The sequence below is a fragment of the Streptomyces sp. JJ36 genome, from assembly GCF_021696945.1.
GTDB lineage: Bacteria > Actinomycetota > Actinomycetes > Streptomycetales > Streptomycetaceae > Streptomyces.
In genome coordinates, this window is sequence record NZ_JACYHE010000013.1 from 70,195 (window position 1) to 95,138 (window position 24,944).

At 74.3% G+C, this 24,944-nt stretch carries 21 protein-coding genes; 17 read left to right on the top strand and 4 right to left on the bottom strand.

From position 1 onward, the window contains the following. Positions 1-74: 74 nt before the first annotated feature. The 3 genes from HOY81_RS07960 to HOY81_RS07970 all read left to right on the top strand — a co-directional run bounded on the left by HOY81_RS07960 (position 75) and on the right by HOY81_RS07970 (position 2,584). Complete coding sequence (locus tag HOY81_RS07960) at positions 75-557, top strand: SAV_6107 family HEPN domain-containing protein (RefSeq protein ID WP_237319525.1); 483 nt, start codon at positions 75-77, stop codon at positions 555-557. A gap of 615 nt (positions 558-1,172) precedes the next feature. Then, entirely contained in the window at positions 1,173-1,934 is a 762-nt protein-coding gene (locus HOY81_RS07965) for a methyltransferase (protein WP_237319526.1), read from the top strand. 233 nt (positions 1,935-2,167) lie between these two features. Next, positions 2,168-2,584 carry a DUF3040 domain-containing protein gene (locus HOY81_RS07970; RefSeq protein WP_237319527.1) on the top strand — a complete coding sequence of 139 codons (417 nt, stop codon included), beginning with the start codon at positions 2,168-2,170 and terminating at the stop codon, positions 2,582-2,584. A gap of 208 nt (positions 2,585-2,792) precedes the next feature. Here HOY81_RS07970 and HOY81_RS07975 read toward each other — a convergent pair whose 3' ends face one another. The 4 genes from HOY81_RS07975 to HOY81_RS07990 are packed head-to-tail and all read right to left on the bottom strand — an operon-like array spanning position 2,793 to position 8,259. Then, positions 2,793-5,375: a transglutaminaseTgpA domain-containing protein gene (locus HOY81_RS07975; protein ID WP_237319528.1), complete on the bottom strand. Its 2,583-nt coding sequence runs from the start codon at positions 5,373-5,375 to the stop codon at positions 2,793-2,795. Beyond that, complete coding sequence (locus tag HOY81_RS07980) at positions 5,372-6,670, bottom strand: DUF58 domain-containing protein (protein ID WP_237319529.1); 1,299 nt, start codon at positions 6,668-6,670, stop codon at positions 5,372-5,374. The genes HOY81_RS07975 and HOY81_RS07980 overlap by 4 nt, the downstream gene beginning before the upstream one ends. Continuing rightward, positions 6,670-7,689, bottom strand: a complete 1,020-nt coding sequence (locus HOY81_RS07985; RefSeq protein ID WP_237319530.1) for a MoxR family ATPase — start codon at positions 7,687-7,689, stop codon at positions 6,670-6,672. Before HOY81_RS07985 ends, HOY81_RS07980 begins: the two co-directional genes overlap by 1 nt. Positions 7,690-7,722: 33 nt before the next feature. Further along, a complete protein-coding gene (locus HOY81_RS07990; protein ID WP_237319531.1) occupies positions 7,723-8,259 on the bottom strand; it encodes a carbonic anhydrase in 537 nt (178 codons plus the stop codon). Between the two features lie 426 nt (positions 8,260-8,685). Between HOY81_RS07990 and rsmH the strand changes: the two genes are divergently transcribed. The 14 genes from rsmH (at position 8,686) to HOY81_RS08060 (ending at position 24,894) form a co-directional block, all read left to right on the top strand. Then, a complete protein-coding gene (gene rsmH, locus HOY81_RS07995) occupies positions 8,686-9,642 on the top strand; it encodes a 16S rRNA (cytosine(1402)-N(4))-methyltransferase RsmH (protein ID WP_237319532.1) in 957 nt (318 codons plus the stop codon). After that, a complete protein-coding gene (locus HOY81_RS08000; protein ID WP_237319533.1) occupies positions 9,643-10,005 on the top strand; it encodes a septum formation initiator family protein in 363 nt (120 codons plus the stop codon). Next, the gene (locus HOY81_RS08005) at positions 10,002-12,134 is read left to right on the top strand and encodes a penicillin-binding protein 2 (protein ID WP_237319534.1); all 2,133 of its coding nucleotides are present in this window, start codon (positions 10,002-10,004) and stop codon (positions 12,132-12,134) included. Before HOY81_RS08000 ends, HOY81_RS08005 begins: the two co-directional genes overlap by 4 nt. A gap of 85 nt (positions 12,135-12,219) precedes the next feature. Further along, a complete protein-coding gene (locus HOY81_RS08010) occupies positions 12,220-13,809 on the top strand; it encodes a UDP-N-acetylmuramoyl-L-alanyl-D-glutamate--2,6-diaminopimelate ligase (RefSeq protein WP_237319535.1) in 1,590 nt (529 codons plus the stop codon). Continuing rightward, positions 13,806-15,209, top strand: a complete 1,404-nt coding sequence (gene murF / locus HOY81_RS08015; protein ID WP_237319536.1) for a UDP-N-acetylmuramoyl-tripeptide--D-alanyl-D-alanine ligase — start codon at positions 13,806-13,808, stop codon at positions 15,207-15,209. The genes HOY81_RS08010 and murF overlap by 4 nt, the downstream gene beginning before the upstream one ends. Further along, on the top strand, positions 15,206-16,270 hold the full coding sequence (gene mraY / locus HOY81_RS08020) for a phospho-N-acetylmuramoyl-pentapeptide-transferase (RefSeq protein WP_237319537.1): 1,065 nt from the start codon (positions 15,206-15,208) through the stop codon (positions 16,268-16,270). The genes murF and mraY overlap by 4 nt, the downstream gene beginning before the upstream one ends. Then, on the top strand, positions 16,267-17,718 hold the full coding sequence (gene murD, locus HOY81_RS08025; RefSeq protein WP_237319538.1) for a UDP-N-acetylmuramoyl-L-alanine--D-glutamate ligase: 1,452 nt from the start codon (positions 16,267-16,269) through the stop codon (positions 17,716-17,718). Before mraY ends, murD begins: the two co-directional genes overlap by 4 nt. A gap of 49 nt (positions 17,719-17,767) precedes the next feature. After that, positions 17,768-19,156: a putative lipid II flippase FtsW gene (gene ftsW, locus HOY81_RS08030; protein ID WP_237319539.1), complete on the top strand. Its 1,389-nt coding sequence runs from the start codon at positions 17,768-17,770 to the stop codon at positions 19,154-19,156. A gap of 6 nt (positions 19,157-19,162) precedes the next feature. Next, positions 19,163-20,257, top strand: a complete 1,095-nt coding sequence (murG, locus tag HOY81_RS08035) for an undecaprenyldiphospho-muramoylpentapeptide beta-N-acetylglucosaminyltransferase (protein ID WP_237319540.1) — start codon at positions 19,163-19,165, stop codon at positions 20,255-20,257. A 59-nt stretch (positions 20,258-20,316) separates the two neighbouring features. Continuing rightward, positions 20,317-21,132 carry an FtsQ-type POTRA domain-containing protein gene (locus HOY81_RS08040; protein WP_237319541.1) on the top strand — a complete coding sequence of 272 codons (816 nt, stop codon included), beginning with the start codon at positions 20,317-20,319 and terminating at the stop codon, positions 21,130-21,132. Between the two features lie 240 nt (positions 21,133-21,372). Beyond that, complete coding sequence (gene ftsZ / locus HOY81_RS08045) at positions 21,373-22,593, top strand: cell division protein FtsZ (RefSeq protein ID WP_237319542.1); 1,221 nt, start codon at positions 21,373-21,375, stop codon at positions 22,591-22,593. Between the two features lie 16 nt (positions 22,594-22,609). Further along, a complete protein-coding gene (pgeF, locus tag HOY81_RS08050; protein WP_237319543.1) occupies positions 22,610-23,362 on the top strand; it encodes a peptidoglycan editing factor PgeF in 753 nt (250 codons plus the stop codon). Then, entirely contained in the window at positions 23,355-24,101 is a 747-nt protein-coding gene (locus HOY81_RS08055; RefSeq protein WP_237319544.1) for a YggS family pyridoxal phosphate-dependent enzyme, read from the top strand. Before pgeF ends, HOY81_RS08055 begins: the two co-directional genes overlap by 8 nt. 163 nt (positions 24,102-24,264) lie before the next feature. Beyond that, positions 24,265-24,894, top strand: a complete 630-nt coding sequence (locus HOY81_RS08060) for a cell division protein SepF (RefSeq protein WP_237319545.1) — start codon at positions 24,265-24,267, stop codon at positions 24,892-24,894. Positions 24,895-24,944 lie beyond the last annotated feature (50 nt).

Sequence of the window (24,944 nt, forward strand, 5' to 3'; positions counted from 1 at the left end):
ATTGTCAGTGGCATGGGCAACGATGTCTGCATACGGCCGAAGAGACGGAGCCGTCAGACGACAGGAGGTTCGCCATGCACGGGCCCCCGAGCGATGTCCATCCCGTCCTGCGCCGCGCGAGCGCCCCGCCCGCCGCGCTGGACCTGCTGGCCCAGGCACAGCACGGCCTGGACGAAGCCGTGAGCCACCAGACGCCCAACGAGCGCTATGCCGCGGCACATCTCGCCGCGCTGCGCACCGCCGCCGCGGTGCTCGCGGTGCGCGGCCGCCCGGAGACCACACCGCGCCGCCGGGCCCGTATACGCAGCGCCTGGGAGGTGCTCCCGGAGGCCGCTCCCGAGCTCACCGAGTGGAGCGCGCTCTTCGCCTCCGGGGCGCGGCGCCGGGCCCGCGCCGAGGCGGGGATAGCGGGCGCCGCGACGTGGCGCGACGCGGACGACCTGGTGCGGGAGGCGGGGGTGTTCCTGCGTCTGGTGGAGCGGATGCTGGTGCACCAGCCGGCGCTGCCCCAGCCGCGGGTGGCCCCGGTGGACGAGCCGCAGCCCCGCGCGGGCTGACGTCCCCGGGGGCCGTCCGGGCCACCGCCCGTCCCACGGCCCGGGGTCCGCGGGAGGCCGGCTTCCCGGCGCCCCGGCGCGGCGCCGGGGGACTGTCTGCCGCCGCCATGGCGGGTCGCCCGAGGGCCTGGCGGCATGTCCGACTGCGGCAGCGCGGGGGCTCGTGGGAGCGGCGTCTCGCGGAGGGCCCGCCCCACGGCGGTCGCCGGACGGTGGTGTCCGGCGGAGTCCCCGTGGCCTGCCCTGCGGGCATCGCGACGCCCGCGTGGTGGTGCGCCGTGCGGGACCTGCCGCCTCGGCGCGACGCCACGGGAACCGCCTCCCGCCGCGGTGGCGTGCCGCGGGCGGCGCTGATCCGTACGGCCCGGAGGGCCCGGGGCCCGCCCTGGGGTGGGCCGTGCAACAGAGCCCCGCGCCTCGGTGCGGAGCGGGGGAGCCGGCCGTACCACGGCCGGCAGCCGGACGCGTCGCGGCACGGGGCCGTCGCGGTCTCCCACGCGGCACCGGGGGCCCCGCGCGCGCCGGAGGCGATCCCCCTGCCGAGGCTCGGTTCCTCGGTGCGGAGGTCATAGGGTGGGGACCGCCCGCACGTTGAGCCGCCGAGGAGCACCCGTCATGTCCCGCCCCAGCGCTTCCCTCCGTACCGCCGTGGTCTGGGAGGTGCTCCGGGACGCGCTCGACCGCCGTGCCGGGAGCGCGGCCCGGGAGACCCTCGACGTCCTCGACACCGGTGGCGGCACCGGCAGCTTCGCGGTGCCGGTCGCCCGGCAGGGTCACCGGGTGACCGTGGTGGACCCGAGCCCCAACGCCCTCTTCGGACTGGAGCGCAGGGCCGCCGAGGCGGGCGTCGCCGAGCGGGTGCGCGGTGTGCAGGGCGACGCCCACGGCCTGTTCGAGGTGGCCGAGCGCGGCGGGTACGACGTCGTCCTCTGCCACGGCGTCCTGGAGTACGTCGACGATCCCGCCGAGGGGCTGCGCAACGTCGTCGACGCGCTGCGCCCGGAGGGCGGCACGCTCAGCCTGCTCGCCGCCGGCCTCGGCGGCGCCGTGGTCGCCCGCGCGCTGGCGGGCCACTTCACCGAGGCGCGGCTGGCCCTCACCGCCCCGGACGGCCGCTGGGGCGAGGGCGACCCGATGCCGCGCCGCTTCACCCCCGAGCAGCTCACCGCCCTGGTGACCGCCACCGGCATGGAGGTGGCCGCGGTGCACGGCGTGCGGGTCTTCACCGATCTCGTCCCGGGAGCCCTGGTGGACACCGAGCCGGACGCCCAGGAGGCGCTGGCCAGGCTGGAGGCGGCCGCCTCCGAACTCCCGGCCTTCCAGTCGGTCGCGACCCGGCTCCACATCCTCGCGGAGCTGCCCGCTTCCGTGGGGTGACCGATGGCTCACCCGTTCGCCGCCCGTGCGCCGTATGATCGAGGCATCGCCCTCCGGCATGACGGAAAGGCGGTGAGGGAATGCACGGAATGCACCGACCGACGCACCTGCCCGACATCCCGGTCCAGGTGGGAGGAATTGGCGTAGAGGGCGGGTTTCACGGGGGCGATTCCCTGCCTATCCTTGAAGGGTCGCACCCGGTCGCCCCCGCGACCGACGAGTAGGAGGACGCCGTGCCGCTCTCTGATCACGAGCAGCGCATGCTCGAGCAGATGGAGCGAGCGCTGTACGCAGAAGACCCCAAGTTCGCGACAGCGCTCGAGGGAAGTGAGCTGCGCACGTACACCCGCAAGCGGGTCTACCAGGCGGTGGCGGGCTTCCTGGTGGGTATCGGACTCCTCATGGCCGGTATGGTCGCGCAGCAGATCTGGGTCAGCGTCGTGGGCTTCCTCGTCATGCTGGGCTGCGCCGTGCTGGCCGTCACGAGCTGGCGCAAGGCGCCGAAGCCCGGCGAGGAGCAGGCGACAGCCGGGGCGGGCGCGCCCCCCGGTGGCGGCGGTCGGCAGCGCCGGCAGGCCCGGCAGCGGCGCTCCATGATGACCCGCATCGAGGAGCGCTGGCAGCGGCGGCGCGACGAGCGCGACCAGTAGCCGCCTGCTCCACCGTCCTCCGCCTTCCGCCGCACCGCTCCGCAGTGCGGCGGTTTCGCTGTTCCCGCGCCCGGCCCGCCGCGCAGCGGCCCTCGGATCTGCCCTCCGGCGCGGGGCCGCCCGGCACAGCGCCTCGCGGCCGCCCTGCCCGGCGCGGGGGCCGGGCGACCGCACACCGGCCCCCGCGGGGAAGCACTGCCGGGGGCTCTCAGCGGGCGGGACGGGCCCGCAGCAGGCTGCGCCAGCGGTGGGTCACCGCGGTCCAGCGGTCCGCGGCCGCCCAGATCACCCGAATGGAGGAACGGGGCAGCAGCAGTGCCCGCACCCGTACCCCCCGTGACGCCTGGTCACGCAGGGCCGCCCGCACCCGCCGTACGTCGTCCGGCAGCCCCGGCACGGGCCGTACCGTGGGCGCGTAGAGGGCCTGCTCCACGGCGTGCGCCACCCGGAGGACGGCCTCCGCGGGCTCCGGGCCGAGTTCGCCGAGCCGTACCAGCCGTTCGGCCGCCTTCCGCGGCGTGGCGGACTCGTCGGGCACGATGCCGTAGTCCCAGCCGCTGTCCAGCAGCTCGCGCCAGGCGGCCTGTGCCCACCGGCGGGCCGCCTCGGCGTCCTCCGGGGCGGTGACCGCACCGGCCCGCCCCGGGAGCCCGGCGCCCGCCCCGGAGCCCTGTGCGGCGCCGTCCGCGGTCCCCGCCGCGGCTCCTTCCGTGGCATCCTCCGCGGCGGCAGCCTCCGGATCGCCGGAAGAGGCCGTGCCCGGGCCGCCGGCCCCGGTCTTCCGGCCGCGCCCGGCGGCGTACGCGGACCGGGGGACGCCCAGCCGCCGTGCCCGCACGCGGACCCGCCAGAGCAGCGGCAGCAGCAGCACGCCTGCCGCGACCAGGCCCACGGGGACCGCCAGCAGCACCACCGGACCGGGCCCGTCCCGCCCCGTGCCGCCACCTCCCGGCGCGGGCAGCGCCTGCCCGCACTGCGGGTCGAGCCGCTTCTGCTCGACCGTGCACTCCTCCGTGGCGGACGGCTCCGGCAGCGACTCGCTCGGCACCTCCGGGCGCTGCGGCACCCCGCTGTCCCCCTCGCCGGACAGGTCGCCGGACTCCGGCAGCGCGTAGGAGGGGGTCAGGCCGCGGCTCGGGGTCGGCTCGAAACGCGTCCAGCCCACGCCCTCGAAGTAGAGCTCGGGCCAGGCGTGCGCGTCCTGCAGCCCGACGGCCAGCCGTTCGCCGGAGGTCTGGGTGCCCGGGGTGAAGCCCACGGCGACCCGGGCGGGGATGCCCAGGGTCCGGGACATGGCGGCCATGGTGAAGGCGAAGTGGACGCAGAAGCCCTCCTTCTGCTCCAGGAAGTTGACGATGGCCGCCGAGCCGCTGCCGGCCCGCACCTCGGTGTCGTAGCTGAAGCCGCCCTCCTGGGTGAACCACTCCTGGAGCTCCACCGCCCGCTCGTAGTCGTTCTCCGCGGCGCGGGTGATGCGCCGGGCCTCCCGCTGCACCAGCGCGGGCAGCGAGTCGGGGACCCGGGTGTACTCCGCGGTCAGCGCGGCCGGCGGCTCGCCCGCCTGCGCGAGCTGTTCCGCCGTCGGCTCGACCAGCAGGCTCTCCACCCGGTAGCGCGCGCCCCGGGTCGTCTGGCCGTCGTCGCCCACGAGGGTGCGCCCCTCCGGCTCGTAGCGCCACCGGCCGTCGACGGAGACCCGGCTGGCCGGGAAGGGCATGGGCAGCCAGTCCTGCGCGTACCACTCGGCCGCGGTGAACTCCGTGGTCACCCGGCGGGTCCGTACGCCCGGGTCCAGGCCGCGCGGCGGCGGCAGCCGGTCCGGTACGCCGGTGATGCGCCGCTCCGAGGGCTTCCAGGAGGAGCCGTCGAACCGGTCCAGCGCCACGATCCGCAGATACATCTCCTGCGGCGCGGGGCTGTCCGTGACATAGGTGAGGACGGTCCGGTTCTCCGGTTGGTTGAGGCTGTCCTGGAGGGCGACCAGCGGGTTCACCGCGGAGACCGTGCCGTCGCCCGGTCCGGTGCCGCCGGTGCCGCGCAGCGAGTCCAGCAGGCCGCTGCCCAGGGACGGCAGCAGGGCGGGCACCACCAGCGCCAGGCCCAGCGTCAGGGCGCCGATCCGCCGCCCGGTGCGCACCGGCGCGACCGCGGGGCCGGTGCCGCCCGGCTCGTACGCGGTGCGGCCCGGTCCGCCGCGTTCGGAGAAGACCCGTCCCCACCGGGCCAGCCGTTCCCGGCCCTCCGCGAGGAGCAGCAGCAGGTAGCCGCCCGCCGCGCAGAGGAACCACAGCCAGCGGGCGCCGCCCTCGGACAGCCCCGCGGCCACCGAGTACAGCGCCAGCAGCGGCAGCCCGGCGGGTGCGGCGCTCCGGTAGGTCACCGCCAGCACGTCCACCAGCAGCGCGATCACCAGGACCCCGCCGACCAGCAGCAGCCGTATGCCGTCGGTGACCGGCGCGGGGATGGCGTACCGTCCGACGTCCGTGCTGCCTTGTTCGAGCAGTGCGCCGAACCGGCTGAGGGCCTCGGGCCCCGGCAGGACGCCGAGGATCGCCTCGTCCCGGACGAAGGCCACGGTGAGGGCGAGCAGCGAGACGGTCACCTGCGCCGCGATCGTCAGCGGCCGGGCCAGCGGCACCCGCCGGGCCGCGGCCCCCACGCCCGTCTGGAGGGCCACCAGCAGCGCCACCTGGAGCAGCCAGGTCGCGGGCGTCACCAGCGGCAGCAGCGCGCACGCCGCGGCGAGCGCGGCCACCGCCGCACACACCGCGAGGCGTCCCCGTCCGGTCATCGGTCCAGCCCTTTCGCCATCGCCGTGTCGGCCTCGTGCCACGCCTCCCGCATCGGCGTGCCGGGACCGCCGGGCACCATCGTCCAGCCCGCCTCCCGCAGGGTCGCCGGCGGGCTCTCGCCGTCCTCCGCACCGGGCTCGGCGGCGAAGGCCACCGCCCGGTGGGCGCGCTGCCGCATCCGGGACAGCAAGTGCGCCTGTTCCGCGTCCAGGGTGCCGAGGAAGGCGATCAGCAGTCCCTCGTGGCCGCCGGTGCCGCCGCGCAGCGCGTCGTACGCGCGGGAGAGCCCGGGCTCGGCCGAGTGTTCGACCAGGGCCAGGGCATCCAGCAGCAGACCGGCGAGGTCCGGGGAGTCGCCGCCGAAGCCGGAGCCCTCCAGGCCGGGGGCGGCGGGGCCGGTGTCCGTGATCAGCCGGACCGCGTAGCCGCGCTCCAGCAGGTGGAGGCAGACGGAGGCCGCGCCCTCCACGGCCCACTCGAAGGGCGAGTCGGGGCCCGAGCCCGCGTACGCGGCGCGCCGGGTGTCCAGCAGCACCGTGCAGCGGGGCCGCTGCGGCTGCTCCTCGCGGCGCACCATCAGCTGTCCGTGGCGCGCCGTGGAGCGCCAGTGGACCCGCCGCAGGTCGTCGCCGTGCCGGTAGCCGCGGGGGATCACGTCGTCGTCCCCGGCCAGGGCCAGCGCCCGCTGCCGCCCGTCGCCGTGCCCCCCGTGTTCCCCGGCGAGCCGCACCGGCGGCAGCGGCTCGGTGCGCGGGACCACGGTGAGCGTGTCGTACTGGCTGAAGGAGCGGGTCAGCTCGCACATGCCGAACGGGTCGGTGAGCCGGAGCTGGAGCGGCCCCAGCGGATAGCGGCCGCGCAGGTCGGAGCGGACCCGGTAGGACACCTCGCGGCGGCCGCCCGGCTCCACCCGGTCCAGGATGAAGCGGGGGCGGGGCCCCAGCACGTAGGGCACCCGGTCCTGCAGCATGAGCAGGCCGGTGGGGAGCCGGGAGACGTTGTCCACGCGGAGCTGGACGCGGGCCTCGGTGCGGGCCGGCACCCGGGCCGGCGACAGCCGCCGGGAGCCCGCCACCCGGTAGCGGGTGCGGTGCAGCACCAGCACGCAGACCAGCGGCAGCACCGCCAGCAGCATCCCGACCCGGAGCAGGTCGGCCTGGCCCAGGACGTACGCGCAGACGCCTGCGGCGACGCCCGCCGCGAGGAAGGACCGGCCCCGGGTGGTGAGGCCGGCCAGCGCGGTGCGTAGCGACCCCCGGTGCTGTTCGTGGTCCGGGCCCGGGGCGCCGGACATCAGAAGCCCCGCTGCTGCCGCCGGCCGTACTCGGGGACGGCGGTGCCCTGAGGCGTCCCGGTGGGGACCGGGGTGCGCTGGAGGATCTCGGTGACGAGCTGCTCGGCGCTGCGGCGGTTGAGCTGGGCCTGGGCGGTGGGCAGCAGCCGGTGCGCCAGCACCGGCACGGCGAGGGACTGCACGTCGTCCGGGAGGACGTAGTCGCGGCCGCACAGGGCGGCGCCGGCTCTCGCCGCCCGCAGGAGCTGGAGCGTGGCGCGCGGTGAGGCGCCGAGCCGCAGCTCGGGGTGGGAGCGGGTGCCGGAGACCAGCTCGACGGCGTACCGGCGCACGGGGTCGGAGACGTGCACACCGCGCACCGCCTCCACGAGCTGCACGATGTCGTGCGCGTGCGCCACCGGCTGCAGCTTGTCCAGCGGTGAGGCGCCGCCGTGCACGTCCAGCATCTCCAGCTCGGCCGCCGGGCTCGGGTAGCCGATGGAGACCCGGGCCATGAAGCGGTCCCGCTGGGCCTCCGGCAGCGGGTAGGTGCCCTCCATCTCCACCGGGTTCTGGGTGGCGACGACCATGAACGGGTCGGGCAGGGCGTAGGTCTGCCCGTCGATGGTGACCTGGCGCTCCTCCATGGACTCCAGCAGCGCCGACTGCGTCTTGGGGGAGGCGCGGTTGATCTCGTCCCCGATGACGATCTGGGCGAAGATGGCACCCGGCTTGAACTCGAAGTCCTGGCGCTGCTGGTCGTAGACGCTCACGCCCGTGATGTCGGACGGCAGCAGGTCGGGGGTGAACTGGATCCGCCGTACCGAACAGTCGATCGACCTGGCCAGTGCCTTGGCGAGCAGTGTCTTGCCCACCCCGGGCACGTCCTCGATGAGCAGGTGCCCCTCGGCCAGCAGCACGGTCAGCGAGAGCCGCACCACCTCCGGCTTGCCCTCGAGAACGCTCTCCACCGAGTGGCGGACCTGGTCCGCGGTGGTGGTCAGATCGCTGAGGCTCACGTGTTCGTCATACGTTGTCACTTGGCCCATTCTTCATGTCGAGGGGCGTTCGCGTCACCGTTGCGGATCGATCCCGGGGCCGATCTCCCGGAGCCGGCCGGTGTGCACGTCGAAGACAAATCCCCGTACGTCGTCCGTGTGCAGCAGGAACGGCGAGGTCTGCACCCGCCGCATCGACTGCCGCACGTCCGCGTCCAGGTCCTTGAAGGCCTCGACCGCCCAGGAGGGGCGCTGGCCCACCTCGTCCTCCAGGTCGTGCCGGAAGTCCTCGGTGAGGTTCAGCAGACCGCATCCCGTGTGGTGGATCAGCACGACCGACCGGGTGCCCAGGGCGCGCTGGCTGATCGTCAGGGAGCGGATCACGTCGTCGGTGACCACGCCGCCCGCATTGCGGATGGTGTGGCAGTCGCCCAGGTCCAGGCCCAGTGCCCGGTGCAGGTCCAGACGGGCGTCCATGCAGGCCACCACCGCGACCCGGCGGACCGGGCGGGCGTCCATGCCGGGGTCGGTGAACTTCTCCGCATACCGTGCGTTGGCGGCGACGAGCTCGTCGGTGACCGTGTCTTCACGCGAGGGGGTTGAGGAGGTCATGCGTACGACGGTAGACGGGCGGTTCCGCACCGGCCTCCCCGGAGCCCGGGCAAAGCCGGTCAACCCGGCAGCCGTGTGACCTACTCCACAGTGGGACCGGCGCTGCTCCGGTCGTGCGTACGCCCCTGCCGGGACGCGCCCCGGTCCGTTGTTGACCGCGGGGACGAGTGGACTAAAGTGACGCGAAGTGGGAGGCGTGACGCCCCCCACACATCCCGGATCCCTCGTGCACGTGGGTGCACCCGCAGCAGGCGGGTGCAGGCGTGTGGCTCGTGCGGCCCGGCCTCCTCCCGCTCCGGGTCGGCTGACGTCTCTTCCCCGGCGCCAGACGACGTACCCCGCTGAGCGGGCGGGGACCCGGCGGCATGAGCGACGGGGCGTGACCGAAGGGCCAGGCCGTGGTGCCCGCCGGACCTGAGAGGGCACATGAGTACGAACGAGCGACACGTCCCGGTCATGCGGCAACGCTGTCTCGACCTGCTCACCCCCGCCCTCCGGGAGCCCGGCGCGACGGTCGTGGACTGCACCCTCGGCCTCGGCGGCCACAGCGAGGCGCTGCTCGCCGCCCTCCCGGAGGTCCGGCTGATCGGCCTGGACCGGGACACCGACGCGCTGAAGCTGGCCGGTGAGCGGCTGGCGCCGTACGCCGGCCGCACCACCCTGGTGCACGCGGTCTACGACGAGCTGCCGGCCGTGCTGCACCGCCTCGGCCGCCCCCGCGTGCAGGGCGTCCTCTTCGACCTCGGCGTCTCCTCGCTCCAGCTCGACGAGGCCGAGCGCGGCTTCGCCTACGCCCGGGACGCACCGCTGGACATGCGCATGGACCGGACGACGGGCGTCGCCGCGGCCGAGGTGCTGAACACCTATCCCCCCGGCGAGCTGGTGCGCATTCTGCGCGAGTACGGCGAGGAGAAGCAGGCCAAGCGGATCGTGGCGGCGATCGTCCGGGAACGCGCCGGCGAGCCCTTCCGCACCAGCGCCCGGCTGGTGCAGGTGATCCGTGACGCCCTGCCGCAGGCCGCCAAGCGCACCGGGGGCAACCCCGCCAAGCGCACCTTCCAGGCCCTGCGCATCGAGGTCAACGGCGAGCTGGAGGTGCTGCAGCGGGCCCTGCCGGCGGCCGTCGACGCGCTCGCCGTGGGCGGGCGCATCGCCGTGCTCTCCTACCACTCGCTGGAGGACCGCCTGGTCAAGCGGGTGCTGGCGGCCGGGGCGACGCACACCGCGCCGCCCGGCCTGCCCGTCGTGCCGGAGCAGTACCAGCCGCGCCTGCGCCTGCTCACCCGGGGCGCCGAGCTGCCCACCGGGGAGGAGGTCGCGGAGAACCGCAGGGCCGCGCCCGCGCGGCTCCGCGGCGCCGAGCGCATCAGAGAGGTGGCCTGAGTGAATCCGCAACAGCGTCTCGCCCGGCTGGCCCGGCTGGTCCCGGCCGGCGGCTCCAGCGCGGCCCGGACGCCCTTCGTGCTGCTGGTGGTCGTGCTGCTCGGCTCCGGGCTGCTGACGCTGCTCTACCTCAACGCCTCGCTCAACCAGGGCTCCTTCCAGGTCACCCGGCTGGAGCAGGAGACCCGGGAGCTGGACGAGCAGGAGCAGGCACTGGAACAGGAGATCGCCTCCTACTCCGACCCCGCGGCCCTGGAGAAACGCGCCCGCGAGCTGGGCATGGTCCCCGGCGGCCCGCCCGTGTTCCTCGCGCCGGACGGCACCGTGCGCGGCAGCCCCGCGCCCGCCGGGGAGGAGGGATGAGCGAGCGCCCGCGGCCGCCGCGCCGCGTCCCCCGTCCCGCCCGGAGCCGTCCCGCACGGGAGCGCGGGACCCCGGAGCGTACGTCCCGGGAGGGTGCCCCGCGCGGGCGCACGGCCCGGAGTGCCGCAGCCCGCACCGTCCGGGACCGCGCCGGCGGCACGGCACGCGGCTCCGCCGGCCCGGCGGCCCGCCGGACCGGAGCCGGCCGCTCCCACCCCGCGGGCCCCGGCCGGCCGCTGCGCCTGGCCCGCGCCCGGCCCCGGCTGCGCCTGATCGGCATTCTCATCACCGTCGTCGCCCTGGTCTTCACCGGGCGGCTGCTCCAGGTGCAGGCCGTGGACGCCGACGCCTACGCCGCGAAGGCGGCAGTGAACCGCTACATCACGGTGCCGCTCGCCGCCGAACGCGGCACCATGTCCGCCCGGGACGGCGCCCCGCTGGCCACCACCGTGGACGCGTACGACATCACCGCCGACCCCTACCTCTTCACCCGCGAGCAGACCGGTGTCCGGGACGCCCCCGCCCGCGCGGCCGACCTGCTCGCGCCCGTCCTCGGCACCGGGCGCAAGGAGCTGTCCCGCAAGCTCGCCCGGAAGAACACCCGCTATGTGCTCCTCGCCCGCCAGCGGACGCCGCAGACCTGGCGGCAGATCAAGGACCTCAAGGGCGCCCTCGCCGACAAGGCCGCGAACGGCGACGGCCACAACGTCCTGGCCGGGGTCTACGCCGAGGAACACGCCAAACGGGTCTACCCGAACAACGAACTCGCCGCCGGTGTCCTCGGCTTCGTCAACGCCGCGGGCGAGGGCGGCGGCGGCCTGGAGGCCAAGCTCCAGGAGACGCTGGCCGGTGAGGACGGGAAGATCACCTACGCGCAGTCGGCCGGCCGTCAGGTCCCCACCGCCGGCGAGCGGGAGCAGCCTGCCGTGCCCGGCTCGGACGTCCGGCTCACCCTGGACCGGGACATCCAGTGGGCGGCCCAGCGCGCCATCACCGAGCAGGTGCGGGAGTCCGAGGCGGACGGCGGCTACGTCGTCGTGCAGGACCCGGGGACCGGCGAGCTCCTCGCCCTCGCCAACGCTCCCGGGTTCGACCCCAACCACATCCGCCGCGCGGACAGCGCCACCCTGGGCAACGGCGCCCTCCAGGACGCCTACGAGCCCGGCTCCACGGCCAAGGTGATGTCGATGGCGGCGGTCCTGGAGGAGAACGTCGCCACCCCGCGCACCCGGGTGACCGTGCCGAACCGGCTGCCCCGGGCGGACCGCGCCTTCGCGGACGACGTGGACCACCCGACCTGGTACCTCACCCTCAACGGCGTACTCGCCAAGTCCAGCAACATCGGCACCATCCTGGCCACCGAACAGCTCGGCGAGACCCGGAAGGAGGCCAACCGGGTGCTCCACTCCTACCTGCGGAAGTTCGGCCTCGGCCGGCCCACCGGCCTCGGCTTCCCGGGCGAGACCCCCGGCCTGCTCGCCGCCCCGGAGGACTGGTCCGCCTCCCAGCAGTACACGATCCCCTTCGGCCAGGGCGTCTCGCTCAACGCCGTGCAGGCCGCCTCCATCTACTCCACCGTCGCCAACGGCGGCGTCCGGCTGGAGCCGACCCTGGTCCGCGGCACCACCGGGCCGGACGGGCGGTTCACGGCCGCCCCCGCGCCGGACGAGCGGCGCGTGGTCGGCACCCGGACCGCCCGCACCCTCTCCCGGATGCTGGAGTCGGTCGTCGCCAGCGACGAGGGCACCGGCAGCCCCGCCCGCATCCCCGGCTACCGGGTCGCCGGCAAGACCGGGACGGCCAACCGGGTGGATCCCGAAACCGGCCGCTACCGCGGCTACACCGCTTCCTTCGCCGGTTTCGCCCCCGCGGACAAGCCCCGCGTCACCGTCTACTGCGCCGTGCAGAACCCCCGCAAGGGCAGCTACTTCGGCAGCGACGTGTGCGGCCCGGTCTTCAAGGAGGTCATGGAGTTCTCCCTGAAGAGCCTCCAGGTCCCCCCGACCGGCGAGACCGCCGACCCGCTGCCGGTCACCTTCGACCCCGACGCGCCGCGCCAGGACGGGCGGCGGGACGGAACACCCGACCCGAACGAGCGCTCCGGAGCGGCACGTGAGAACGATCACTGACGACGGGTGGAACCACGAGGACTCCCCGCGCCCGGCGCGCCCCTCGCTTCGCGACGGCGGGCGTCCGCCCGGTACGCTCACCGCCGTGCCACAAGCTGATCAGAACCCCACCGCACCGCCCCGCCCGGCGCAACTGAGCCCGGTGCCGCTCGCCGAGCTCGCCCGTCGGCTCGGGACCGAGGCCCCGGCCGGTGACGCGGCCGCCACCGGGATCACCCACGACTCCCGCGCGGTGCGGCCCGGCGACATCTACGCCGCGCTGCCCGGCGCCCGCTTCCACGGCGCCGACTTCGCCACCCAGGCCGAGAGCCTGGGCGCCGTCGCCGTGCTGACCGACCCGGCCGGCACCGACCGGGCCGCGGCCACCGGGCTGCCCGTGCTCACCGTTCCGGACCCGCGCGCCCGGATGGGGGAGCTGGCCGCCGCGATCTACGGCGAGCCCGGCGGCGACCTGCTGCAGATCGGCATCACCGGCACCTCCGGCAAGACCACCACGGCGTACCTGATCGAGGGCGGGCTGCGGAAGGCGGCGGAGAAGGACGGCGGGCTCACCGGCCTGATCGGCACGGTCGAGTCGCGGATCGGCGACGAGCGCCTGAAGGCCGAGCGCACCACGCCCGAGGCCACCGAGCTGCAGGCGCTCTTCGCCGTGATGCGGGAGCGCGGCGTCACCTCCGTCGCCATGGAGGTCTCCAGCCACGCCCTGGTGCTGGGCCGGGTGGACGGCTGCGTCTTCGACGTCGCGGTCTTCACCAACCTCAGCCCGGAACACCTGGACTTCCACCCCGACATGGAGGACTACTACCGGGCGAAGCGGCAGCTCTTCACCAAGGCCCGCTCCCGCGCCGGCGTGGTCAACATCGACGACGAGCACGGCCAGCGGCTGGCAGGCGAGTCCGAGGTCCCGGTGACCACCTACTCCGCGGAGGGGCACCCGGACGCGGACTGGCGGGCCGCGGACGTGACCGTGGGCCGGCTGGGCTCCGACTTCACCGTGCGCGGCCCGGGCGGGGTGTCCGTACGGGCGCACGCGCCGTTGCCCGGCCCGTTCAACGTCGCCAACGCGCTCGCCGCGATCACCGCGCTGGCCGTGGCCGGCATCGACCCGCAGACCGCCGCGGACGGCGTCGCCGCGGTCCCCGGGGTCCCCGGCCGGCTGGAGCGGGTCGACGCCGGCCAGCCCTTCCTCGCCGTGGTGGACTACGCGCACAAACCGGACGCCGTGGAGTCCGTCCTCTACGCCGTCCGCAAGGTCACCGAGGGCCGGGTGCACGCGGTCCTCGGCTGTGGCGGCGACCGCGACCCGCACAAGCGGCCCGCGATGGGCCAGGCGCTCGCCCGGCTCTCCGACACCGCCGTGCTCACCTCCGACAACCCCCGCTCCGAGGACCCCCTCGCGATCCTGGCCACCATGCTCGCGGGCGCCGCCGAGGTGCCCGCGCACGAGCGCGGCATCGTTCTGGTCGAAGAGGACCGGGCCGCCGCGATCGCCTCGGCCGTCGCCCGCGCCGAGCCCGGAGACACCGTGCTCGTGCTGGGCAAGGGCCACGAGCTGGGCCAGGACATCGCCGGAGTGGTACGCCCCTTCGACGACAAGCAGGTGCTCCGCGAGGCCATCGAGCAGGCCGCCGCGGACCGCGCCCCGACCTCCCGGACAGACGACCAGAATCCATGATCCCCCTCTCCCTCGCCGAGCTCGCCGCTGTGGTCTCCGGACAGCAGTGCGACATACCGGACCCGGACCTGCGGGTCACCGGACCGGTCGTGATCGACTCCCGCGACGCCGCCCCCGGCTGCCTGTTCGCCGCCTACGCCGGCGAACGCGTCGACGGCCACGACTACGCCCGGGCCGCGGTGGACGCGGGCGCGGTGGCCGTGCTCGCCACCCGGCCCGTCGGCGTCCCCGCCGTCCTCGTGGAGGACGTCACCGCCGCCCTCGCCACCCTGGCCGGCCACAGCGTCCGGCGCCTCGACACCCGGGTGGTCGCCCTGACCGGTTCCTCCGGCAAGACCAGCACCAAGGACCTCATCGCCCAGCTCCTGGAGCGCCTCGGGCCCACCGTGTGGACCCACGAGTCGTTCAACAACGAGATCGGCCACCCGGTGACGGCCCTCCGGGCCGGCCCGGACACGCGCCATCTGGTACTGGAGATGGGCGCCCGCGGCATCGGCCACATCCGCGATCTCACCCGCGTCACCCCGCCCTCCACCGGCGTGGTCCTGAACGTCGGTACGGCGCACATCGGCGAGTTCGGCGGCCGGGAGCAGATCGCCCGCGCCAAGGGCGAGCTGGTCGAGGCGCTGCCGCCGGCCGGGGAGGGCGGGGTGGCCGTGCTCAACGCCGACGACTCCTACGTGCGGGCCATGACCGCGCGCACCGACGCCCGCGTGGTGCTCTTCGGGGAGTCCCCGGACGCCCACATCCGTGCCGAGAATGTCCGGCTCACCGAGCACGGTCGGCCTGCCTTCACGCTTCGCACACCGGCCGGGTGCAGCGACGTGACCATGCGCCTGTACGGTGAGCACCACGTGTCGAACGCGCTCGCCGCGGCCGCCGTCGCTCACGAGGCCGGCATGCCCACGGAGGAGATCGCCGCGGCGCTCTCCGCTGCGGAGACGCTGTCGCGGTGGCGGATGGAGGTCAGCGAGCGCGCCGACGGCGTCACGGTCGTCAACGACGCCTACAACGCCAACCCCGACTCCGTGCGGGCCGCGCTCCGGGCGCTGGCCGCGATGGGACGGGACCGGCGGACCTGGGCGGTGCTGGGGGAGATGGCCGAGCTCGGCGACGAGGCGCTGGCCGAGCACGACGCGGTCGGACGGCTCGCCGTCCGGCTCAACGTCAGCAAGCTCGTGGCGGTCGGTGGCCAGGAGGCCGTCTGGCTGGACATGGGCGCCAAGAACGAGGGTTCGTGGGGTGAGGAGTCGGTGCACGTGTCCGACGCTCAGGCGGCGGTCGACCTGCTGCGCAGAGAGCTGCGCCCGGGGGATGTCGTCCTGGTGAAGGCTTCCCGTTCGGCCGGCCTGGAGCGTGTCGCGCTCGGCCTTCTCGAGGGCGAGGTCACCGCCCGATGAGGCAAATCCTCTTCTCCGGAGTCATCGGACTCTTCCTGTCCCTCATCGGGACCCCCCTCCTGATCAAGCTGCTCGCCTCCAAGGGCTACGGGCAGTTCATCCGGGACGACGGGCCGCGCAACCACCACAGCAAGCGCGGCACGCCCACCATGGGGGGCATCGCCTTCATCCTGGCGACGCTGGCCGCGTACGCGCTGACCAAGCTGCTCACCGGCAGCCAGCCCACCTTCTCCGGCGTGCTGGTGCTCTTCCTCTTCGCCGGCATGGGCCTGGTCGGTTTCCTGGACGACTACATCAAGATCGTCAAGCAGCGCAGCCTCGGGCTGCGGGCCAAGGCGAAGATGGCGGGCCAGCTCATCGTCGGTGTCGCCTTCGCGGTCCTCGCGCTCAACTTCGCGGACGCCCGGGGCCTCACCCCGGCGTCCACCAAGCTCTCCTTCACCCAGGACTTCGGCTGGTCGATCGGCCCGGTGCTGTTCGTCCTCTGGGCGCTGTTCATGATCCTGGCGATGTCCAACGGGGTGAACCTCACCGACGGGCTGGACGGCCTGGCCACCGGTGCCTCCGTGATGGTGTTCGGCGCCTACACCTTCATCGGCGTCTGGGAGTACCAGGAGTCCTGCGCCAACCTGCCCACCGCCGGGCCCGGCTGCTACGAGGTGCGCGACCCGCTCGACCTCGCCGTCGTCGCCGCGGCGCTGATGGGCGCCTGCTTCGGCTTCCTGTGGTGGAACACCTCGCCGGCCAAGATCTTCATGGGCGACACCGGCTCGCTGGCCCTCGGCGGCGCCCTCGCCGGGCTGGCCATCTGCTCCCGCACCGAGCTGCTGCTCGCCGTGCTGGGCGGCCTCTTCGTGCTCATCACCATGTCCGTGGTGATCCAGGTCGGCTCCTTCCGCCTGACCGGCAAGCGGGTGTTCAAGATGGCGCCCCTCCAGCACCACTTCGAGCTCAAGGGGTGGTCCGAGGTGCTGGTGGTGGTCCGCTTCTGGATCATCCAGGGCATGTGCGCCATCGTCGGCGTCGGCATCTTCTACGCGGGCTGGGCGGCGACCAATTGAGCACCCCGCACGCCGAGGAGTTCACCGGGCGCCGGGTCACGGTCGCCGGGCTCGGGGTCAGCGGGGTCCCCGCGGCCCGCGCCCTGCACCGCTTCGGCGCCCGGGTCACCGTGGTCAACGGCGCCGACGGCGAACCCGCCCGCCGGCAGGCCGCGGAGCTGGAGGAGCACGGCATCGCCGTACGGCTGGGCGACGACCGCACGCTGCCGGAGGGCACCGAGCTGATCGTCACCACCCCCGGCTTCCCCCCGTCGAGTCCGCTGTTCGCGGCGGCCGCCGAGGCGGGCGTCCCGGTCTGGGGCGACGTGGAGCTGGCCTGGCGGCTGCGCGGCCCGGACGCCGCGCCGTGGCTGGCCGTCACCGGCACCAACGGCAAGACCACCACCGTGCGGATGCTCGCCGCCATCCTGGAGGCCGCCGGGCTGCGCACCGAGGCGGTCGGGAACATCGGCGTCTCCCTGGTCGACACCGTGCTCCGGCAGGAGGACGGCGAGGCGGCGTACGACGTGCTGGCGGTCGAACTCTCCAGCTACCAGCTCCACTGGGCGCCGAGCGTCCGCCCGCACTCCGCCGTGGTGCTCAACGTCGCCCCCGACCACCTCGACTGGCACGGTTCCATGGCGGCGTACGCCGCCGACAAGGGCCGGATCTACGAGGGCAACCGCGTCGCCTGCGTCTACAACACCGCCGACCCGGTCACCGAGCGGCTGGTGCGCGAGGCCGACGTCGTCGAGGGCTGCCGGGCCGTCGGCTTCACCCTGGGGAGCCCTGGCCCGTCCGAGTTCGGGGTGGTGGACGGCATCCTGGTCGACCGGGCCTTCGTCGAGGACCGGCACCACCGGGCGCAGGAGCTCGCGGAGGTCTCCGACGTCGCGACCGGCGCCCCGCACAACGTCGCGAACGCCCTCGCGGCCGCCGCTCTCGCCCGTGCCTTCGGGGTCCCGCCGGCCGCCGTACGCGGCGGGCTGCGCGCGTTCCGTCCGGAGGCCCACCGGATCGAGCACGTCGCGGACGTCGGCGGCGTCGGCTACGTGGACGACTCCAAAGCCACCAACACGCACGCCGCCGAGGCCTCCCTGGCCGCCTACGACTCCGTGGTCTGGATCGCCGGCGGGCTCGCCAAGGGCGCGGACTTCGACGAGCTGGTCGCCCGGTCGGCGAAGCGCCTGCGCGGCGTCGTCCTCCTCGGGGCTGACCGGCACCTCGTCCGGCAGGCGCTCCGACGACACGCGCCGGATGTCCCGGTCGTGGACCTCGACCGGACGGACACTGGGGCGATGGCCGCCGCGGTCGGCGACGCCGCACGCCTGGCCCGCCCCGGCGACACGGTGCTGCTGGCCCCGGCCTGTGCCTCGATGGACATGTTCACCAACTACATCCGGCGCGGCGAGGCCTTCGCGGCGGCGGTGCACGCGCTCACCGGCGGCCCCGCGGCCGGGGAGCGCTGACGTCGCGTCCCCGGACCGCCGGCACGGGCGAAGAGGAGGGGACACGGAGATGACCGCCGAACGGGCCGCCGGCCCCGCCGGGCGGCGTACGCGCCGCGTCCCGCGTACCGCGCTCCCCTCCGCGCCCGCGCCCCGGCGGCCGCCGCGCCGGCCCCCGCGGCAGCGGGAGGCCGGGCTGCAGGGGCTCGCCGGGCTCCCCACCCGCGCCCGCCGCGCCTGGGACCGCCCGCTGACCGCGTACTACCTGCTGCTCGGCGGCAGCCTGCTGCTGACCGGGCTGGGCCTGGTGATGGTCTTCTCCGCATCCCAGATCGAGGCGCTGCGGTCCGGCCTGGACTCCACCTACTACTTCCGCAAGCAGCTCTTCGCCGCGGTGCTGGGGGCCGGGCTCCTGCTGCTCGCCTCCCGGATGCCGCTGGCGCTGCATCGCGCCACCGCGTACCCGCTCCTGCTCGGTTCCCTGGTGCTGCTCTGCCTCGTCCAGGTGCCCGGGGTGGGCCACGCCGTCAACGGCAACCAGAACTGGATCCAGCTCGGCGGGCCCTTCCAGCTCCAGCCCAGCGAGTTCGCGAAGCTGGCGCTGGTGCTGTGGGGCGCGGACCTCCTGGCCCGCAAGGGGGAACGGCGGCTGCTCACCCAGTGGAAGCACCTGCTGGTGCCGCTGGTGCCCTGCTCCCTGCTGCTGCTCGGCCTCATCATGCTGGGCGGCGACATGGGCACCGCGATCATCGTCAGTGCGATCCTCTTCGGGCTGCTCTGGCTGGCGGGTGCGCCCACCCGGCTCTTCGCCGGGGTGCTCGGGGTGGCCGTCGCCCTCGGGCTGCTGCTGATCCGGAGCAGCCCCAACCGGATGGCGCGGCTCGGCTGCCTCGGCGCCACGGACCCGGGGCCGGACGACCGGTGCTGGCAGGCCGTGCACGGGATCTACGCGCTGGCCTCCGGCGGATGGTTCGGTTCCGGGCTCGGCGCGAGTGTGGAAAAATGGGGGCAACTCCCCGAACCGCACACCGACTTCATCTACGCCGTGACCGGGGAGGAACTCGGTCTGGCGGGGACGCTGTCGGTGCTCGCTCTCTTCGCGGCTCTAGGCTATGCGGGTATCCGCGTGGCCGGACGCACGGAGGACCCCTTCGTCAGGTATGCCGCGGGAGGCGTGACCACCTGGATCACGGCGCAGGCCGGGATCAACATCGGTGCGGTGCTCGGCCTGCTGCCGATCGCCGGTGTCCCGCTCCCGCTGTTCTCCTACGGCGGGTCCGCCCTGCTGCCGACGATGTTCGCCGTCGGGCTGCTGATCGCCTTCGCGCGCAGCGAGCCCGCGGCGCGGGCGGCTCTGGCCGCGCGGCAGCCCGTGCTCGGCCTCGGCAGGAGACGGGCTGGGGTGAGATGGACGACGATGAGACGGCGGGCCGGACGCCCGCCGTCCGGAGAGCGGTGAATTTCGGTGCATGTCGTACTCGCCGGTGGGGGGACCGCCGGCCACATCGAGCCCGCGCTCGCCCTCGCGGACGCCCTGCGCAGGCAGGACCCGACCGTGGGCATCACGGCCCTCGGCACGGAGCGCGGTCTCGAGACCCGGCTCGTCCCGGAGCGGGGGTACGAGCTCGAGCTGATCCCGGCGGTGCCGCTGCCGCGTAAGCCCACCCCCGAGCTGATCACCGTGCCCGGGCGGCTGCGTGGCACCATCAAGGCCGCCGAGCAGATCCTGGAGCGCACCAAGGCGGACTGTGTCGCCGGCTTCGGCGGTTACGTCGCCCTGCCGGCCTATCTCGCCGCCAAGCGGCTCGGCGTCCCGATCGTGGTGCACGAGGCCAACGCCCGGCCCGGTCTGGCCAACAAGATCGGCTCCCGCTACACGCGGTTCGTCGCCGTCTCCACCCCCGACAGCAAGCTGCGGCACGCCCGCTACGTCGGCATCCCGCTGCGCCGCTCCATCGCGACTCTGGACCGCGGCGCCGCACGCCCGGAGGGGCGGCAGGCCTTCGGCCTCGACCCCAACCTCCCGACGCTGCTGGTGACGGGCGGCTCGCAGGGCGCCCGCCGGCTGAACGAGGTCGTCCAGACCGCGGTTCCGCACCTGCAGCGGGCCGGCATCCAGATCCTGCACGCGGTCGGCCCGAAGAACGACCTGCCGCAGCTCGACCACATGCCCGGAATGCCGCCCTATGTGCCGGTACCGTATGTGGACCGGATGGACCTCGCGTACGCCGCGGCGGACATGATGCTGTGCCGCGCGGGCGCGATGACCGTCGCGGAGCTCTCCGCCGTCGGACTGCCGGCCGCATACGTCCCGCTGCCCATCGGCAACGGCGAGCAGCGGCTCAACGCCCAGCCGGTGGTCAAGGCCGGCGGCGGGCTGCTGGTGGACGACGCCGAGCTGACGCCCGAGTGGATCAAGGAGAACGTGCTCCCGGTCCTGACCGACGCGCACCGGCTGCACGACATGGCCCGGTGCGCGGCCGAGTTCGGTCGCCGGGACGCGGACGAGCTGCTGGTCGGCATGGTGTACGAGGCGATGGCGGCGCGCCGGGAGGCGTAGCGGCAGCGTGAGGCGCGAGAGCGGGACAGGCGCGAGAGGCGCGAGAGGGCAGGGAGCGCGTGGCCGGACCGACGAGGACCGCCGAACGGCGCGGGCGCCGGGAGGGCGCACCGGCGCCGCGCCAGACCCGGGCGACCGGGCCGGCCGGGGAGCCGGCCGCCCGGCGCCTCCGGCTGCCGGGCCGCCGGGCCCTGCTGCCGGTCGCCGCCGTGGCCGTGTGCGCCGGCTTCGCGGTCTGGGCGCTCTACGGCTCCTCCTGGTTCCGGGTGGAGCAGGTCTCCGTGGACGGCACCCGGGTGCTGACGGAGCGCCAGGTGCGCGCTGCGGCCGGGGTTCCGCTCGGTACCCCGCTCGCCTCCGTGGACACCGCCCGGGTGGAGCAGCGGGTGCGCACCGCGCTGCGGCGTGTCGCCGAGGTACGGGTGGAGCGGTCCTGGCCCGGCGGGATCGGCGTGAAGGTGACGGAGCGAAAGCCGGAACTGGTCCTGGAAAAGGCCGGAAAATACGTCGAAGTGGACGCCGGAGGGGTGCGTTTTGCGGCGGTCGGGAAGCCACCCGGGGGAGTTCCGCTTCTCCGCATGGAGGCCCGCCGCTCGCCCTCCGCCCGGGCCTTCCCGCCGGCCGCGCTGCGCCGTGCCGCCGCCACGGTGGTGACCGCGCTGCCCGGTCCGGTGCGGGAGGAGACCCGGGTCGTGCGGGTCCGCTCCTACGACTCCGTCACCGTGGAGTTGACCGGTGGCCGTACCGTCCTGTGGGGCGGTCCCGGCCACGGTGCGGCGAAGGCGCGTGCGCTGACGGCGCTGCGGAAAGCCGCGAAGGACGCCCGGCACTTCGACGTCAGCGTGCCCAGCGCACCGGCGGTGTCCGGGAGTTGACGTACATACGTGCAGGCCAGCACCCTGGATCAGCACTGCTCGGCCTGATCACATAGGGTGAAAAGAAAAACGGGAGGTTCGGCGTGTTCGTTGAACACCCAGCACTTGTCGACTTAGTGTCCGTTGCGAAGACTCCAGGGAAGTACAGGCACTGGTAACCCTAAACTGCACGGTTGGGGTTCGGGTCGGCGTTCGGACCGCCCCACAGGGATACGTAACTCGAGGCGAGAGGCCTTCGACGTGGCAGCACCGCAGAACTACCTCGCAGTCATCAAGGTCGTCGGTATCGGCGGCGGTGGCGTGAACGCCATCAACAGGATGATCGAGGTCGGTCTCAAGGGCGTCGAGTTCATCGCGATCAACACCGATGCGCAAGCCCTGTTGATGAGCGACGCCGACGTGAAGCTCGACGTGGGACGGGAGCTCACCCGCGGCCTCGGCGCGGGGGCCAACCCGGACGTCGGGCGCAAGGCCGCCGAGGACCACCGCGAGGAGATCGAGGAGGTCCTCAAGGGGGCCGACATGGTCTTCGTCACCGCGGGCGAGGGGGGCGGCACCGGCACCGGCGGCGCGCCCGTGGTCGCCAACATCGCGCGTTCCCTCGGCGCGCTCACCATCGGCGTCGTCACCCGTCCGTTCACCTTCGAGGGCCGCCGCCGGGCCAACCAGGCCGAGGACGGCATCGCGGCCCTCCGGGACGAGGTGGACACGCTCATCGTGATCCCCAACGACCGGCTGCTGTCCATCTCGGACCGCCAGGTCAGCGTGCTGGACGCGTTCAAGTCCGCGGACCAGGTGCTGCTCTCCGGTGTGCAGGGGATCACCGACCTCATCACCACCCCGGGCCTCATCAACCTCGACTTCGCCGACGTGAAGTCGGTCATGTCGGAGGCGGGGTCCGCCCTGATGGGCATCGGTTCGGCGCGCGGCGACGACCGCGCGGTCGCCGCGGCCGAGATGGCCATCTCCTCGCCCCTGCTGGAGGCGTCCATCGACGGCGCCCGCGGGGTGCTGCTGTCCATCTCCGGCGGGTCGGATCTCGGCCTGTTCGAGATCAACGAGGCGGCACAGCTCGTCAGCGAGGCCGCGCATCCCGAGGCCAACATCATCTTCGGCGCGGTGATCGACGACGCTCTCGGGGACGAGGTGCGCGTCACGGTGATCGCGGCCGGGTTCGACGGCGGCCAGCCGCCGTCCAAGAACCGCGACAAGGTGCTCGGTGCCTACGGCGGCAAGGAGGAGAGCTCCTCCGCGGCCGCCCGGCCGCCGGCCGAGGAGCCGGAGCGGCCCGCCCTCGGGGTGCTGAGTCCGCGGGAGGACGACGCGACCACCCCGGTCGCCGAGCCGGCCCCGGGCGCGGCCGAGGTGCCGGCGCCCCCGCCGCAGCCCCAGGTACCGCCGGCCCGTCCCTATCAGGACAGCCAGGCAGAGGAACTGGACGTCCCGGACTTCCTGAAGTGAGCGGGACGCTTCCGCGGTGATACGACAGCAGGACACGGCCAGCGGCGCGCACTTCGCCTTCACCGACCGGTGGGGCGGGGTGAGCGCCGCTCCTTATGGCACCCTCAACCTCGGCGGCGCGGTCGGCGACGACCCCGCCGCCGTCCGGGAGAACCGCCGGCGGGCGGCCGCCGGACTGGGTCTCGACCCGGCCCGGGTGGTCTGGATGCGCCAGGTGCACGGCCGCACGGTGGCGGTCGTCGACCGGCCGTGGACCGGCGAGGGGGAGCCCGTCGACGGGGTGGTCACCACCCGCAGGGGCCTGGCGCTCGCCGTGCTGACCGCCGACTGCGTCCCCGTGCTGCTGGCCGAGCCGGTGGCCGGGGTGGCCGGGGCGGCACACGCCGGCCGGCCCGGGCTGGTGGCCGGGATCGTCCCGGCGACGGTGCGCGCCATGACGGAACTGGGCGCCGACCCGGCGCGGATCGTCGCCCGCACCGGGCCCGCTGTCTGCGGCCGCTGTTACGAGGTTCCGGAGGAGATGCGCGCCGCGGTGGCCGGCGTGGTGCCCGGGGCGTACGCCACCACGCGCCGGGGCACACCGGCGGTGGATGTGGCGGCGGGCGTGCACGCCCAGCTCGCGGAGCTGGGGGTCACCACCGTGGAACAGTCGCCCGTGTGCACGCTGGAGTCGGGCGACCACTTCTCGTACCGCCGGGACCGGACGACGGGCCGGCTGGCGGGCTATGTCTGGCTGGCCGAAGTGAGCGAAAGATCACACCATGAGTGAGCAGGTGCCCGAGGGGGAGCGCAGGGCCGAACTGGCCGCCAGTCTCGCCCGGGTGGAGGAGCGCATCGCCCGCGCTTGTCGCGCGGCGGGGCGCGAGCGGGGGGACGTCACGCTGATCGTGGTGACCAAGACCTTCCCGGCGAGCGACGTACGGCTGCTGGCGGAGCTCGGCGTCCGGGACGTCGCCGAGAACCGCGACCAGGAGGCCGCGCCCAAGGCCGAGGCCTGTGCGGGGCTGCCGTTGCGCTGGCACTTCGTGGGCCAGCTCCAGACCAACAAGGCCAGATCGGTGGCGGCTTACGCCGACGCCGTGCACTCGGTCGACCGGGAGCGGCTGGTCGGCGCGCTCTCGGGTGCGGCGGTCCGTGCGGGACGCACGCTGGACTGCCTGCTCCAGGTGGCCCTCGACGCGGAGGCCGGGACGGCCGGGGCGGCCGGCCCCCGGGGCGGGGCGGCGCCGGAGCGGGTGCCGGAGCTGGCGGACGCGGTGGCCGCCGCCGAAGGTCTGCGGCTGGCGGGGCTGATGACGGTCGCGCCGCTCTCCGGCCCGTACGCGGGACGTCCCGGCGAGGCGTTCGAGCGGCTGGCGGAAATCTCAACCCGCCTGCGGGCCGGGCATCCTGCTGCGAACATGGTGTCAGCAGGGATGAGCGCGGACCTCGAGGAGGCAGTCGCGGCCGGTGCGACACATGTACGCGTCGGCAGTGCGGTACTCGGAGTCCGACCGCGGCTCGGGTAACGTCGCCAAGCAAGTCGGACCACAGCAGAAAATATGGTCATTCCCGTCAAAACGGACTATTCGGGCGGCGGGGGCCACGTGGATCCAAGGCCACCGGCGACGGGAGCCTGGGGCCGCCCCCGCCGGGGGCAGGGGACCCACCACAGAGCGGAGGACGCAGTCAATGGCCGGCGCGATGCGCAAGATGGCGGTCTACCTCGGCCTCGTGGAGGACGATGGGTACGACGGCCCGGGGTTCGACCCCGACGACGAGTTCGAGCCCGAGCCGGAGCCCGAGCGTGACCGTCGTCGGCAGGAGCCCCCCTCGCAGCACTCCCTGCAGAAGACCGAGCCCGAGGAGCCGGTGCGGATGGTGCCGCCGGCCCAGCGGGAGCGCGAGCCCTCGCCGCCTCCGGCGACGAGTGAAAGCGGACGAGGCGGGAGGATTGCTCCCGTGTCATCCATCACACCCGAACGTCAGAACCTGGAGAAGAGCGCACCGGTGATCATGCCCAAGGTCGTGTCCGAGCGGGAGCCCTACCGGATCACCACACTGCATCCCCGGACCTACAACGAAGCCCGTACCATCGGGGAACACTTCCGTGAGGGCACTCCGGTGATCATGAATCTGACGGAGATGGACGACACGGACGCGAAGCGACTTGTCGACTTTGCGGCCGGTCTGGTCTTCGGTCTGCACGGAAGCATTGAACGGGTGACACAGAAGGTCTTCCTGCTGTCTCCTGCTAACGTCGATGTAACGGCGGAGGACAAGGCCCGCATCGCAGAGGGCGGGTTCTTCAACCAGAGCTGAGACGCAGGATCGAGGGAGACGGCCGCAGGGCCGCACGAGCCAGGGGAGAG